This is a genomic window from Maricaulis maris, assembly GCF_049116555.1.
Classification (GTDB): domain Bacteria; phylum Pseudomonadota; class Alphaproteobacteria; order Caulobacterales; family Maricaulaceae; genus Maricaulis; species Maricaulis maris_C.
Genome location: NZ_JAGDYT010000025.1, coordinates 275,025 through 288,926, shown reverse-complemented (window position 1 = coordinate 288,926; position 13,902 = coordinate 275,025). Strand labels below are relative to the sequence as shown.

Sequence of the window (13,902 nt, the reverse complement as noted above, 5' to 3'; positions counted from 1 at the left end):
CGCCCGGACAGGCGACGGCTTTTGCCAAGAGACAGGCGGTCAGCCGCCTAGCCGAGCGACGGCTCGAGGCCCTTGCAGGCCGCGACCAGGCCTTTAACCGACTCAACAGAATTATCGAACATGGTCTGTTCGTCGGCATTGAGCTCGATCTCGACCACTTTCTCGACACCGCCAGCGCCAATCACAACCGGGACGCCAACATAGAGGTCGTCCTGGCCGAACTGTCCGGTCAGATAAGCGGCGCATGGCAGGATGCGCTTCTTATCGCGCAGATAAGAGACTGCCATGTCGATCGCACTCTCGGCGGGGGCATAAAAAGCCGAACCGGTGCCGAGAAGCGCCACGATCTCGCCGCCGCCCTTGCGGGTACGGTCGATGATGGCGTCCATCTTCTCGTCGGTCGACCAGCCCATCTTGACCATGTCCGGGACCGGAATGCCGGCGATGGTGGAATAGCGCAGCAGCGGCACCATCGTGTCGCCATGCCCGCCCATCACGAAGGCCGTGACATCCTCGACCGAGACCTCGAACTCGTCGGCGAGGAAGTGACGGAAACGCGCACTGTCGAGCACGCCGGCCATGCCGACGACCTTGTTGTGCGGCATGCCCGAGAATTCACGCAGCGCCCAGACCATCGCGTCGAGCGGGTTGGTGATGCAGATGACGAACGCGTCCGGAGCGTGCTTGGCGATACCTTCGCCAACAGACTTCATGACCTTCAGATTGATGCCCAGAAGATCATCACGGCTCATGCCCGGCTTGCGCGGCACGCCGGCCGTGACGATGCAGACGTCGGCGCCGGCAATGGCGGCATAGTCATCCGCACCGGCGAGCTTGGAATCCTTGCCGAATACCGGGCTGGCTTCAGCAATGTCCAGCGCCTTGCCCTTGGCCACGCCTTCCGCAATGTCGAACAGGACGACATCGCCCAGTTCTTCACGTGCCGCGATGTGAGCCAGGGTGCCACCGATCATACCGGATCCGATGAGCGCAATCTTGTTACGGGCCATGGGGGAGCTCCTCTTGTGGGGGTGTTCAAGCACTTGGCCAGCGGTCTAGCGCTGCGCGGCGGCTTCGGCAAGGCGGTGTTATAGCCGCACCCGGTTCGGAGCCGTGCTCAGCCCTCCCCGGACGGCTCCAGACTGAAGATATCCTCAACCGGCACGGAGAGCGCGGCAGCCAGCTTCAAAGCGAGAATGGTCGATGGCACGAAGACCCGGTTCTCGACGGTATTGATGGTCTTGCGTGTGACACCGACGCGAGCCGCCAGCTCGGCCTGGGTAAGGCCCTCACGAGCCCGCAACGCCTTCAGCGTGTTGGCCAGCTCGCTGGTCACGCTTCATCCTCCAGATCGTCCCGACCCAGAACCAGGAAGGTCACCAACGGCGCCGTGATGCCAATGATCAGCAAGGCGCGCAGCGCGACCGTCGCGGAGAAGTCAATCAACAGATCGGCCGCGAGCAAGAGCGACGTCGCGGCAATGAGTGCCATGAAACCGAAACGGATCGCGATGCGCTGATTGTGGCAGAACAGCTCGTCCTGGATGACCGATTGCGTCCTGGTGCGCTGCACCCGGCTGGCATAGAGCAGAAACAGGAAGGACGCGCCCGCCCAGCCAAGTGCGCCCGCGAGGAGAACAAGCTGGACCACCAGGTTGAAGGGCCCGAGCTCCCAGCCGCCTTCCTGCGCAATGTTTTGAGCGAGCTGCGCACCCTGCCAGAATACGAAGCTGACGGCTGCCAGCGTGAGAACCCGGTCGCGCTGGCGGATGAGTTTGGACACCTGATCTTCCATGACGGCACCTCCTTGTAACCTTTGCGTTACAAGTTACCTATAGGTGACATTGAGTGTCGTCAAGGTTACATTTCATTCCCGTTCCGCTGCGCATAAAAGACGTCATATGCTGCCGGCTGCCGTGCCGGAACCGGCGTGATCCCGGCGAAATGCCGAAACTCCCGGGTCATGTGCGCCTGGTCGGCATAGCCCGCCATGTCCGCGACCTCGACGAGGTCGATACCGCGCTTGATGGCGTCCCGGGCATGGTGGAAGCGGACAATGCGAACCATGGCGCGGGCCGTCAGGCCGCAAGCCCGTTCGAAACGGCGACTGACCGTGCGTTCGGTCACGCCGAAGCGCCGCGCCAGGCCCGCTGTCTTGGTCTCCGCTCCGCTCTCAAGAACCTCAACGAGTTCACGCCCCGCTGTCAGGGCCTCACTGTGCGGCAGAGTCCGGTCCAGTAACGCGGCGGCAGACACCCAGAAGGCCGAGGGGTGGGCCGCCTGGCGCGCATGCGAGAGAAGCTCACAGGCCGGGCCGGTACCGATTATCTCGGCCAGCGGCACCGCACGATTGCGCCAGCGGGCTGGCCGGGAACCCAGCGCCCCCAGCGCCCAGGGGCGCAGTCGGATGCCCAAGACATCCATGGCACCGGTTTGCTGCAACTTCAGAACCCGGTCCAGGGGACCGTAGAGAAAGGCCTCATCCTGTCGCGTCCAGCGGCGTTCGCGCAGTTCCAGCGGCGGCGTGGCGCGGTGAAGGATGATTTCGCAAGCCCCGTCCGGCGCGATGAATTGCGGGGCCTCGTCGCCGTCATGGCGCAAGTGCCAGACCGCCTCGACCCGGTCAGCCAGGTCCGGTCCGGCGGGCTCATAGTGATAATCGGCCTGGCCCATATCGCCCCCTGTCCGGTTCATTCAAGACGGCGGGCAAAGCGCGTGTCAATAAGGACCCACGCCGACCAGGAAACGCTGTCATGTCCCTTTCTGTCCCCGCCCCGCTCACCCTCGCAGCCACGGCCTCGGCGAGCCTCCTCCTAGCCTGTTCGCCGCTCATGGCGGCCGATGGCCAGACGCCCGAACTGGACTGGATGGCCGGTCACTGGACCAGCACCGACGGCGACCCGCTGATTGAGGAAATCTGGTCGGATGGCGATGGCGGCCTCCTGCTCGGGGTCAACCGGACGCAAGTGGGAGGGCGCGCGGTTGGATTCGAATTCCTGCGCATCGAGGTGTCGGACGAACAGACCCGCTATTGCGCCCAGCCCGGCGGGGGTGCGGCGACCTGTTTCGCCCTGACCGAGCACAGCGACCACCATGTCCGGTTCGAAAATCCCGACCATGATTTTCCCCAGGTCATTCAATACCGGCGAGAGGGTGACAGGCTGAGTGCAACGATTTCCGACACGTCCGGCGAGCAGGCCATGCGCTTCGTGTGGCAGCGCGTAACCGATTGATCACCGCTTCAGCGCCATCAAAATCCCGTCGCCCAGGGCTGTGAAGGCGATATCCACCCGCGCATCAGCCCGCAGTTTTGCAGCAAGCGCCACCAGGGCTGCGGTATCCGGGTCTTCCGCGACATGTGCGGCGTCGACGACGTCCCCGCCCCACAGGACATTGTCAAACAGGATCAATCCGCCCGGTCGCACGAGCTCCAATGCAGCTTCGTAATAGGCATCATAGCCGGTCTTGTCCGCATCAATAAAAACCATGTCGACAGCGCCGGCGCGGGTGGCAATCAACTCGGCGAGCGTCTCGCGGGCATCACCGATACGAAGCTCGATCTGCTCACTGACACCGGCCTCGTCCCAGTATCCGCGCGCCTTTCCGGTATAATCTTCGGAAATGTCGCACCCGATCAGACGGGCGGCATCGCCATGCATGTCGTGCATGGCCAGCATCGTTGCGAGAGCGGAGTAGCCAGTGAAAACACCGACTTCCACCGCCGTACGAGCCGATACCAGGCGCGCGCACATCTGCAGGAAAGCGCCTTGTTCCGGCGATATCTGCATGCGCGAGACATCGCCCATGGCGTCAGTCTCCGCCCGGCACCGCGCAAGGGCCGGATGCTCCGACCGATTGGCGCCGCGCACATAATCGACGAGCTCCGGCGACAGACCGATGGACCGTGACATTGGCATTTCCTTCTATTGCGGGTCGTTGCCTTCGCGCTCGCGGCGCTGGGCGGCGAGATAGTCATGCGTTCGCATTTCCATCAGGCGAGACGCGGTGCGCTCGAACTCGAACGCCCCATCGCCGTCGGGATAAAGGTCAACCGGCTCGGCATCCGCACTCATGACCAGCTTTGTACGGGCCTCATAAAGCGCATCGATCAAGGTCACGAAGCGTTTGGCCTCATTGCGCTTGTCTGGCGATAATTTCGGCACGTATTCCAGCAGTACAGTGTGGAACCGGTCCGCCAGTGTGAGATAGTCGGCCGGCCCGAGCGGGCGTGCGCAGAGCTCGGAGAACGTGAAGCGGGCCACGCCGGCCGCCTCGCGCTCGACTGGCAGGCTCCGCCCCTTCACATCGAGCACGCAGTGCTGCGGCACGGCGCCCGAGGTCAGACGCTCCCAGGCCTTGTTCATGGCCAGCTCCGCATCCGCAGAAAGTGGCGTGTAATAGACCGGTGCCGCTTCCAGTTGGCGCAGACGGAAGTCCGTCCCGCCATCCAGCTCCATGATGTCGAGCCGGTCCTTGAGCATCTCGATCACCGGCAGGAAGCGCTGTCGGTTGAGGCCATTCTTGTAGAGATCGTCCGGGTGACGATTGGATGTCGCCACGACCACAACGCCGCGCTGGAAGAATTGCTCGAAGAGGCGGCCCAGGATCGAGGCGTCGGCGATATCGGTGACCTGGAATTCGTCAAAGGCCAGGAGGCGCGCCGTCGCGGCGATCGCCTTGGCAACGGGCGGAATCGGGTCGTCGCCGGCGCTCCTGACATACTCGGAGCGCTTGCGCCGCGCATCTCTTGAAAGCCCCCGCCACTCCGCGATGCGCGCATGCACGTCCTGCATGAATTCATGGAAGTGAACGCGGCGTCGGGCGTCGATGGGCGCATGGTCGACGAACAGGTCCATCAACATGGATTTGCCGCGTCCGACCCCACCCCACAGATAAAGGCCACGAGGAGCCGGATCAGGCTTGCCAAACAGTCTTTTGCGATCAGGGCGCCAAGCGGCGATCCGATCAGCGAGCTCGGTCAGCACAATTGCCGCCCGCTCCTGTTGCGGGTCCGGGTTCAGCACACCAGTTTCGACACGATGGCGCAGGGCAGTCAGGGGCGTCGTCATGTATGGAAGGGTTGAGTGCTGCGCGTGCTCAGGTCAATGCCTGACACCCGCTTGGACGGAGCCGGCAGCAGGGCGCGAGACACAGCATCGTGAACGCCCTGCTGCGGAACACATCTGTCGACCAATCCGCGACTCGCTAGAAATGGAGGTCTCGGGTGGGGCCCTGCGAGGAAGTTTGAATCATGAGAATTTTTGTGTTGGCCATCACTTTGATCATGGCGCCAGCGCTTGCCAGCGCCCAACCGGTTGATGACGGCTCGGCGCTGAGTGCGGCCGAAGATGAGATCCGGGCGGTGATCGCCGACTATTTCTGGGGCCGCCAGGCGGGTGACCCGGACCGGCTTGGGCAGGCTTTCAATCTCGAGAATGGCCAGTTCGCCTATGTCCGGCGCAGTGATGACGGAGACACGGTTGTCGCAATGTCACTCTCAGACTTCGCGGCCCGCGCTGACGGCCCCCTCTCGAGTCCCAATTCCGGTCGGATACTGACCCTCGATATTGTCGGCGACCAGATGGCATTCGTGAAGTTCGAGCTTGCCGGCGAGACCCGCACATTCATTGACTACTTCATCCTGTACCAGGTCGATCAGCGCTGGATGATCCAGTCCAAGACTTCTGCCTTGTTCCTGCACGGCGAGTGACCATCGCCTGACGATCGATGACGGGCACAACAGCTGCGGATTGCCTGACAGGGCCCCCGGCCCCTTCTCTCATATCCGGATAATCTCGAGCGCTTGCCGCATGGCATCAGGCAGGGAGACGGGTCGACGCGTCTCCCTGTCCACATAAACATGGACAAATCGCCCCTGGGCCGCAGGCTGGTCTTCCCCCAATCTGAACAGGCCGATCTCATAGCTGACCGAGGAATTGCCCAGCCGTGCGACGCGCACACCGGCTTCCACGGTTTCCGGATAGGCGAGCGGCGCAAAATAATTGCAGCCGGTCTCCACCACCAGACCGATCACACGGCCCGCATGGATATCAAGCCCGGCCTCCTCGATCAGGAAGCTATTCACCGCCGTGTCGAAGAAGCCGTAATAGGCCGCATTATTGATATGGCCGTAAATGTCGTTGTCGGCCCAGCGGGTCGGCAGGGCGCGAAAGCGGGGATAGGCGTCGCGTGTCCGTTTTTCCATCACAGCACGGCCTCATAGCAGGCCTGGGCCGCCTCGAGCGTCATCGGACGCGGATTATTCTTCAACAGGCGCTCAACCTTCATCGCATCTTCGGCAAGACGCGGCAGGTCATTGTGCGAAACTCCCACCTGCGTCAGGCGGGTTTCAATGCCAACCACGTCCGCAATCCGCTCCATTTCGGTGACCAGCGCATCGGTCGAAGCGCCCGCCAGATCGAGATGGGCCGCCAGCTGGGTATAGAGCGGCTCGGCACTGGTCGCATTATAGCGCAGCACTGGCGGCAGCATGAGCGAGTTTGAGAGGCCATGCGGGACATGGAAAATCCCGCCCAGCGGGTAGGCCAGCGCATGGACCGCGCCGACCGGCGCATTGGCAAAAGCCTGGCCGGTCAGCAGGGCCCCGAGCAGCATGTCCTCGCGCGCCTCGATATCGGACCCATCCAGACAGGCCCGCTCGATTGCCCCATGCAGCTTCTTCAACCCGGCCAGGGCCAGGGCGTCGGAGACCGGATTTTTCTCGATGGCAGAGGTATAGGCCTCGATCCCGTGCACCATGGCGTCGATACCGGTCGCCGCCGTGACGTGACGCGGCAGGCCGAGTGTGAGCTCGGCATCGAGCACGGCCAGATCGCCATAGAGAACCGGATCATTGACCCCCATCTTCGAGGTCTCGCCAACGGTGACCACCGAGATCGGCGTCACTTCGGACCCGGTACCCGCCGTCGTCGGCATGAGAATGAGCGGCAGGCGAGCGCCCTTGACCTGGTTGACGCCATACATGTCCGCAAGCGGCTGGTCGCAACCGAGAAGCAGGGCCACCAGCTTGGCCGTGTCCATCGACGATCCGCCGCCAAAGCCGATCACCAGCTGCGCCCCGAACTCGCGCGCCCGCGCGGTCGCGGCGAGCACCATGTCTTCCGGCGGGTCGGCCACGACATCATCGATCACGAGAACCGAGCAACCGGCAGCGTCCAGCCCGTCGAGCGTGCTGTCGATCAGGCCGAACTGGCGCACGCCGTTGTCGGTGACAAGCACAACGCGCTCCACCCCGGCCATAAGCGGCGCGGCAATCCCGGCCAGCTGGCCGGACGCACCCCGCCCGGAGTGGATATGCGGAACGGTTCGGAACTGGAATGTGGCCATTTTGGACTCTCAACGCCGGATTACAGTTAACGGTATGTTTTCCATGTCCTAATGAAACGCCCTTGGCAAGGGCAGGAAAGATCGCAGTTTAACGTTCATTTTCTACGCTTTTGAATTGATTGAACTTGGTTGGTTAACCGGGCACATAGCCTGTCATGCCGAGCGATTTCGAACCAACTGCTCATTTTGAAATACTGGCGAACAGCGTTCAAGAAATCTAGTTTGGGTCGGCAAGAAAAACAATTACGTGTTAGGTGTTCGAGTATGACGGTGCGGGTTACCCTTATCGACGGCGGAAGTGTCGTTGAAATCAAGGCCAGTGGGCAAGCGACGCGACGCGAAGCCGGTTGGGCAACGGAGCGCGCGCGCGAACTGAGCGGAAACAGTGAGGTGACGGCAATCCTGGCCGATTGCCTGGGCGCCGAGCGCCAGAAGTCGCCGCAACTCTCTGCCGAGATGATCGAGAACTTCCTGTTTGCGCTCGAGCGCCCGCTACCCAGTGCCTATATCGTGCCGCAGGTCTGGGATGAGTCCTACGCTCAGGCTGTGCGCGATGAATTGATCGAACTGCCGCCGCATGCGCGCTTCTTCACTGATCGTGAAACTGCCCTCGACTGGCTGGCCAGTTTCCAGGCCGCCTGACCATCCACCCAGCTTCCCTGCAAAAAAGGGCCTCCCGGCATGCCGGGGGGCCCTTCTTTCATGCAGGACGGATGATCCGACCTATTTCATCGTCGGAATGACAAAGGCCTGATCGCCGATATCACCGGTCGGCCAGCGCTGGGTCACCGTCTTGATCTTGGTGAAAAAGCGGATGCCATCCGTGCCGTACTGATTGGTGTCGGTGAAGGCCGAGCGCTTCCAGCCTCCAAAAGAGTGATAGGCCACCGGCACCGGAATCGGCACATTGATGCCGACCATGCCGACCTGCACCTTTGACGCGAATTCGCGGGCCGCGAGACCATTGCGCGTAAAGATGGCAACGCCGTTTCCGTACTGGTGCTCGGACGGCAGATGCGCTGCCTCGTCGAGGGTGTCGGCCCGCACGACCTGCAGGACCGGGCCAAAGATCTCTTCCTGATAGGAGGACATGGACGGCTTAACATTGTCGAACAGGCTCGGCCCGATGAAGAAGCCCTTCTCATGGCCCTGAAGCTCGAAACCGCGACCATCCAGCAGGAGGTCTGCGCCCTCATCAACGCCGGTCTGGATCCATTTCTCGATCGAGGCGCGATGCGCGGATGAAACGACCGGGCCATAATGGGCATCCGCGTCCGTGGACACGCCCACGCGAAGCTTGGCCGCCTCTTCCATGATCCGACCGACAAATTCATCTGCCGTGTCCTTGCCCACCGGGACAGCAACCGGCAGCGCCATGCAACGTTCGCCAGCCGAGCCGAAAGCCGCACCGAGGAAATCATTGACGACCTGGTCCATGTCGGCGTCGGGCATGATGATGCCGTGGTTCTTGGCCCCGCCCATGGCCTGAAAGCGCTTGCCCTGCTGGGCACAGGTCTGGGCGATATAGTGAGCGATATTTGACGAGCCCACGAAGGACACAGCCTTGATGTCGTCATTGTGGAGAAGGGCGTCCACGGCAGTCTTGTCACCATGCACGATCTGGAGGACGCCTTCAGGCAAGCCCGCTTCGATCATCAGCTCCGCCAAGCGGACCGGCACCGACGGGTCTTTCTCGGACGGCTTGAGGATCATGGCATTGCCGGTCGCCAGAGCCATGCCCATGAACCACATCGGGATCATGGCGGGGAAGTTGAACGGCGAAATGCCGGCAACGACGCCGAGCGGCTGACGCATGGAATAGACATCAATGCCTGTGCCGGCGCTCTCGGTATATTCGCCCTTGAGCAGATGCGGAGCTCCACAGGCGAACTCAACCACTTCCAGACCGCGGACCAGATCACCCTTGGCATCGGCGATCACCTTGCCATGCTCGGAGGAGAGGAGCGCCGCGAGGCTGTCCATCTCTGCCTCGACCAGCGCCTTGTAGGTCATCAGGACGCGAGCGCGCCGCTGCGGATTCATGGCCGCCCATTTGACCTGCGCGACCTTGGCATCGGCAACCGCCTTGGCGACTTCGTCGGTGGTCGCAAACTGGACGCGTGCCTGCACTTCGCCCGTATTGGGATTGAAGACATCGCCATACTGACCGGATGTGCCAACGGCCGCCTTGCCATTGAGGAAATGATGGATCTCGCGCGTCATTGCTACGCTCCCGAAACTCGTGTGGACCCGATCCTCGCCGGGACCGGTTGCTGGCGCTGACTTAGTATGCCGGCCCGCATATGTCGAGCCGGTCCGCAGACCACGCGGCGCCGTTTCTCCAATGCCCACAATCTGGCGCGGCCCGCCGGGTTGGGATCTCGGCCAGCGGTTCGATTGCGCCTTGTCAGGCTGACAGGTTCAGCCGACAATCTTGTCAGAAAATGCGACCGAATGGGATGAGCACTGATGCTCTGTGTCCCGGGTCCGCACCGGGGGAAATAGGCATGACCGAACTTCGCGCTTTCAAGACTCTGCTCATTGCCACGTCATCCGTCTTAGCGCTGGCCGCTTCGCCAGCCCTGGCGCAGCAGGAGGTCGGACAGATCGTGCCGGTGGACGGCGTCACACCCGATGACATCGTCGACACCGCTACGGATGTGACCGGGGTCGGCATGTTCTTTCGCAATGACGGCTTTGTCTGCTCGGGGACGCTCATCAATCCGCGAACCGTCCTCTTCGCCGCCCATTGCGTGAATGATCGGGATGCCAGCGATTTCGGCGACACGATCGGCGCGGCCTGGTCGTTCGGCGCCGATTCCCTGCCGGGCTTCATGGACTGGGCAAATAACGGTCTCAGCAGCAATCCTGACCTTGCCGTCTTCAACGTCGCGCAGGTCCTGTACAATCTGGAATCGCGCGCGCGACCTGAGAGCTTTGGCTTCCTTGAGGGCGACGTCGCCCTGTCTGTGCTCGATACACCGGCCGGCAATGTCCCAACCTGGGCCCTGCTCTTCTCCGCCCTTCCGGCGCCGACCGCCTACACGCAAGCCACCGGCTCGGGGTATCACGTCGACCTCATCGGCTACGGGCGAAGCGGAGATGGCACGACCGGCGCCTCGATCGGGATCAACTGGCGCCGGCACGCAGCCGAGAATTTCATCGGCGCCCTCGCCTCTCTCGATGATCGCAATATTTTCCTGTTTGGCGCGGCCTTCGGCGACCTGCCGCAAAATCTCTACCAGCTCGATTTCGATGATCCGACGCGGACCAGCCCGTTTGATTTCGACCTGTTTCGGGGCGACGCGGCCCCCAATGAGGGTACCACCGCGGGCGGTGATTCCGGCGGCCCGCTCATTCTTGATGCGGCGGGCAATGCTGGCATCGAGGAAGACCTGGTCATCGGCGTCCTTTCGGGCGGCTCGCGCTTTTTCGGACCGCAAGTCTTCTCATCCTACGGCACATCAAACTTCTACCAGCCGCTCTACCTGTTCTGGGACTGGATCGTGGAGAACAGCCCCTATCGTTACGTCTCGACGACCGGCGGTGACGGCAATTGGGAGGACCCGAACCATTGGGTGACGATGCTTGATCCGGCCTTCCGGGTCATTGATGCGCAAGGCAATATCGTCAATGGCCTCCCCACTTCGCCGGGTGAAGGGATCAACGATACATCCGACCCCTGGGGTGAAATCTGCTTTGCTCCGGTCGAGTGCCAGACGCTGGAGACCGGGGCCACAACGCCCTATACGGGTGGCAGTACCGAAGTCAGCGGTCTCGGCTCGCTTTCCCTTGAGACCGGCGACCAACCAATGCGCCTGCCCGTATCGGAACAGAATCCGGCCTACGCCGTTTCCGGGGTCGCGGCGACCGGGCCAGGCACCCTGTCAGCCCTGCCGGCCGCCACGCTCGCTAATGGCTTGCCCGGGGCTTCCGGCTTCGTGGCTGACAATATCAACGCCACATCCAGCTCGATCGGTCGTTATTTCGATGTGACCCTGAGCAGCGGTACAACCCGTCTGTCCAGCGCGGTCGAGATTGACCGACTCACACTCGCAGGCGCCGAGGCCGGCCTCAACATCACCACCGGTGGCGATCTGACCAGCCTGATCGAGATCATGCACCAGTCCGGCACGATGAATGTCGACGGAAGACTGACGAGCTATGGCGACTACCTCCTGATGTCCGGCCTTCTGACCGGCACGGGCACGATCAACACGCCCTACCTTACCAATATCATGGGGTTGATCGGACCCGGCGGGCTTGGACAGGTCGGCAATCTCACCGTGAATGGCAATGTCGTCCTGGCATCGGCCAGCGGTCTCGCAATCGATATCGCTCCCGGCGGCTCGGACCGCCTGACGGTCAACGGCACGATCTCGCTCGGCGGGACGCTTTTGCTCAATCCGGTGAACGGCTACCTGCCGCGCTATGGCGACAGCAACAGCTTCATCCTCGCGACGGCCATTACCGATGGCTTCACCGACATCATGGATCTGCCCGGCGCGCTGCGACCGACGATCAGCTTCGCCAATGGCATCGCTTCCTACCGCATGGAAGCCGACGACCTGACCAGCCAGGCCAGCTTCAGCAATTTCTTCCAGTACAACCTCGCCAGCGCACTCGATGGCGGTCGTGCTGGCAGCTATGACGATCTGGCAACGGTTTACGGCCTGGTCGACCTGCTGGAGGGCGGAAACCTGACCGCCGCGCTCGACAGTTTCGCGCCTTATGAAAGCGTGATGTTCGATCGCTCTGCCCGTGCCCAGACCAATGCCCTCAACGCAGCCCTGCGCCGCCAGATCGGCAATCGGGGCAGCGAGGCTGAAGCCATGGCAGAAGTTCTGGCCAGCGCGGAATTGCACGCCAATGGCATGGGCCATGCGGTCCAGTCGAGTGGCGCGAAATCGCTCTTCCGCCGCTCAACACCGTCCGAGGTTGCCCACGGCGAGACCGGATGGCGGGCTTTCGGGCAGCTCGGCTTTGTCGAGGGTGATGCCGCACTGATCGCGGGCGCCGGCCGGTTCGACTTCGATGGCGGGTTTACGCTCCTCGGAATTGAGGGGCAGGGCGCGAATGGCTGGTCTGGTGGCGGTGCGATCGGCTTTGCGCAGACGGATGGCGATGCATTGAATTCGGTCGGCTATGTCACCTCGGAAGTCGCCACGACCCAGTTCAGCCTGTTCGCAGGCCATGCGTCGGAGCATTGGAACCTGACCGCTCACGTCAATTATTCCGATTTCGAGAATGATGGCCTCCGCAGCCTGGCGACGGGCGGCATGTCCCGCCTGCAACAGGACGGGTCGGCCTTCGGTGGCGGCGTCGAGATCACCCTCGATTCCTGGTCTTCCGGTCCGATCGCGATCCATCCGGTCGCCAGTGCCGAATACACCGAGTTCAGCTTCGATAGCGCAACAACGATCGCCGGGCCCGCGAGCCTGGATATTGCCAGCCGATCTGCGACCAGCTTCCAGACCCGAGCCGGAACGCTCATCGAGTGGCAGGCCTTCGGAATCGAGCCCAGCGTCTATCTCGGCGTTGTCCATGATTTCGGCGACGGCGGAGAAAGCTACGCGGCGGCCTTCTCGAATGCCCCGAGCGTCGCCTTCGCAGCGCCCGGAGACCTGACCCTTGACGGCACTTGGTACGAGGTTGGGATCGGGTTTGAAAAGACGCTCGAGAACGGTCTGGTCGCTTCGGTTAGCCATGAGCGCGAGATCAACCGTAATTATCTCGACCGGTCGGTCACCACACTGGCGATATCCTTGCCATTCTGAGACTGATCAAACAAAGGGCCGCTGCGACTGGCGCGACGGATTGCCCGGTTCAACACGTTGAACCGGGCATGGCTATTCGGGAATTTGCTGATGTATCGCGCGACCACCGCCCTCGTGGCTTTGCTCTGTCTGACAGCTTGTGCCGGGGGCCGGAGCGCCCAGGACGAACGACCTCCGTCTGGTTTCGAGGGCGCTGCCCGTCTGGTTGACCGAGGCCAGTACGCCGAAGCCCTGCCAATCCTGCGGTGCGTGGCGCGGCAGGGAGAGGGGTTCGAGATCGCCGAATACCTGGCCGGTCACAGCGCACTGGCCCTGTCGCGTGAAGCCGAGACGCCGGACCTGCTGCGTGACGACATGCGCGCGGAGGGCTTTGATCGCCTGATCAAGGCTGGCGAGGCGGGCTGGCCCGCCGCCCAGGCCGAACTGGCCGAGGCCTTCTCCACGCTTGAAACCGACACATCGCACACGGACGCGGCCTATTGGGCGGAAGTGTATCGCGGCAATACCCGGGAACGCGCCTATGGGCTGGACCGTCTCGACGATGCCGTGGAGGCCAGGATTGACGCCGCCCTGTCGGCCGAGGAACGCGTTTCAGCCACGACCCGGGCAGCCGCATTCACCCGAACGCCGCTGGAACGCCTCCCCATGACACCGGATTGCGCGGCCCATGTCCGCTCAGGACGCGGGCGCTCCGGTGCGGGCGAAGGTCGAGATCGCCCCGGCGGCAATGGTGGTCGAGGCGGGCAAGGCCGGGGCCCAGGCGGCCGCGGCTAGGCGAT

General features: G+C 62.8%; 14 protein-coding genes. 5 read left to right on the top strand and 9 right to left on the bottom strand.

Annotated elements, in window-relative coordinates; translation table 11 throughout:
* Positions 1–47: 47 nt before the first annotated feature.
* From mdh to JXQ94_RS15525, 4 genes are all read right to left on the bottom strand, one after another.
* Positions 48–1,010 carry a malate dehydrogenase gene (gene mdh / locus JXQ94_RS15540; RefSeq protein ID WP_295690699.1) on the bottom strand — a complete coding sequence of 321 codons (963 nt, stop codon included), beginning with the start codon at positions 1,008–1,010 and terminating at the stop codon, positions 48–50.
* Between the two features lie 107 nt (positions 1,011–1,117).
* Entirely contained in the window at positions 1,118–1,336 is a 219-nt protein-coding gene (locus tag JXQ94_RS15535; RefSeq protein ID WP_421924685.1) for a helix-turn-helix transcriptional regulator, read from the bottom strand.
* On the bottom strand, positions 1,333–1,794 hold the full coding sequence (locus JXQ94_RS15530; protein ID WP_421924684.1) for a hypothetical protein: 462 nt from the start codon (positions 1,792–1,794) through the stop codon (positions 1,333–1,335). Before JXQ94_RS15530 ends, JXQ94_RS15535 begins: the two co-directional genes overlap by 4 nt.
* Positions 1,795–1,859: 65 nt before the next feature.
* Positions 1,860–2,693: a helix-turn-helix domain-containing protein gene (locus tag JXQ94_RS15525; RefSeq protein ID WP_421924683.1), complete on the bottom strand. Its 834-nt coding sequence runs from the start codon at positions 2,691–2,693 to the stop codon at positions 1,860–1,862.
* A 59-nt stretch (positions 2,694–2,752) separates the two neighbouring features.
* On the opposite strand from JXQ94_RS15525, the gene JXQ94_RS15520 reads away from it, so the two are divergent.
* Entirely contained in the window at positions 2,753–3,232 is a 480-nt protein-coding gene (locus JXQ94_RS15520; protein WP_421924682.1) for a DUF6265 family protein, read from the top strand.
* On the opposite strand, the gene JXQ94_RS15515 is transcribed toward JXQ94_RS15520, so the two are convergent.
* Together JXQ94_RS15515 and zapE are read right to left on the bottom strand one after the other, a co-directional pair.
* Complete coding sequence (locus tag JXQ94_RS15515) at positions 3,233–3,910, bottom strand: O-methyltransferase (protein WP_421924681.1); 678 nt, start codon at positions 3,908–3,910, stop codon at positions 3,233–3,235. It abuts the gene before it with no gap.
* Between the two features lie 12 nt (positions 3,911–3,922).
* Positions 3,923–5,068, bottom strand: a complete 1,146-nt coding sequence (zapE, locus tag JXQ94_RS15510) for a cell division protein ZapE (protein WP_421924680.1) — start codon at positions 5,066–5,068, stop codon at positions 3,923–3,925.
* A 182-nt stretch (positions 5,069–5,250) separates the two neighbouring features.
* Between zapE and JXQ94_RS15505 the strand changes: the two genes are divergently transcribed.
* Positions 5,251–5,709, top strand: a complete 459-nt coding sequence (locus JXQ94_RS15505; protein WP_421924679.1) for a nuclear transport factor 2 family protein — start codon at positions 5,251–5,253, stop codon at positions 5,707–5,709.
* Between the two features lie 69 nt (positions 5,710–5,778).
* Here JXQ94_RS15505 and JXQ94_RS15500 read toward each other — a convergent pair whose 3' ends face one another.
* Together JXQ94_RS15500 and JXQ94_RS15495 are read right to left on the bottom strand one after the other, a co-directional pair.
* Positions 5,779–6,204, bottom strand: a complete 426-nt coding sequence (locus tag JXQ94_RS15500) for an acyl-CoA thioesterase (protein WP_421924678.1) — start codon at positions 6,202–6,204, stop codon at positions 5,779–5,781.
* Positions 6,204–7,346: an iron-containing alcohol dehydrogenase gene (locus JXQ94_RS15495; RefSeq protein ID WP_421924677.1), complete on the bottom strand. Its 1,143-nt coding sequence runs from the start codon at positions 7,344–7,346 to the stop codon at positions 6,204–6,206. The genes JXQ94_RS15500 and JXQ94_RS15495 overlap by 1 nt, the downstream gene beginning before the upstream one ends.
* A gap of 264 nt (positions 7,347–7,610) precedes the next feature.
* Between JXQ94_RS15495 and JXQ94_RS15490 the strand changes: the two genes are divergently transcribed.
* The gene (locus JXQ94_RS15490) at positions 7,611–7,988 is read left to right on the top strand and encodes a hypothetical protein (RefSeq protein WP_421924676.1); all 378 of its coding nucleotides are present in this window, start codon (positions 7,611–7,613) and stop codon (positions 7,986–7,988) included.
* Positions 7,989–8,069: 81 nt separating this feature from the next.
* Here JXQ94_RS15490 and JXQ94_RS15485 read toward each other — a convergent pair whose 3' ends face one another.
* Complete coding sequence (locus tag JXQ94_RS15485) at positions 8,070–9,569, bottom strand: CoA-acylating methylmalonate-semialdehyde dehydrogenase (protein ID WP_421924675.1); 1,500 nt, start codon at positions 9,567–9,569, stop codon at positions 8,070–8,072.
* A gap of 284 nt (positions 9,570–9,853) precedes the next feature.
* Here JXQ94_RS15485 and JXQ94_RS15480 point away from each other — a divergent pair, with 284 nt between their 5' ends.
* Positions 9,854–13,123 carry an autotransporter domain-containing protein gene (locus JXQ94_RS15480; protein WP_421924674.1) on the top strand — a complete coding sequence of 1,090 codons (3,270 nt, stop codon included), beginning with the start codon at positions 9,854–9,856 and terminating at the stop codon, positions 13,121–13,123.
* A 90-nt stretch (positions 13,124–13,213) separates the two neighbouring features.
* Complete coding sequence (locus tag JXQ94_RS15475; RefSeq protein ID WP_421924673.1) at positions 13,214–13,897, top strand: hypothetical protein; 684 nt, start codon at positions 13,214–13,216, stop codon at positions 13,895–13,897.
* Positions 13,898–13,902: the final 5 nt, after the last annotated feature.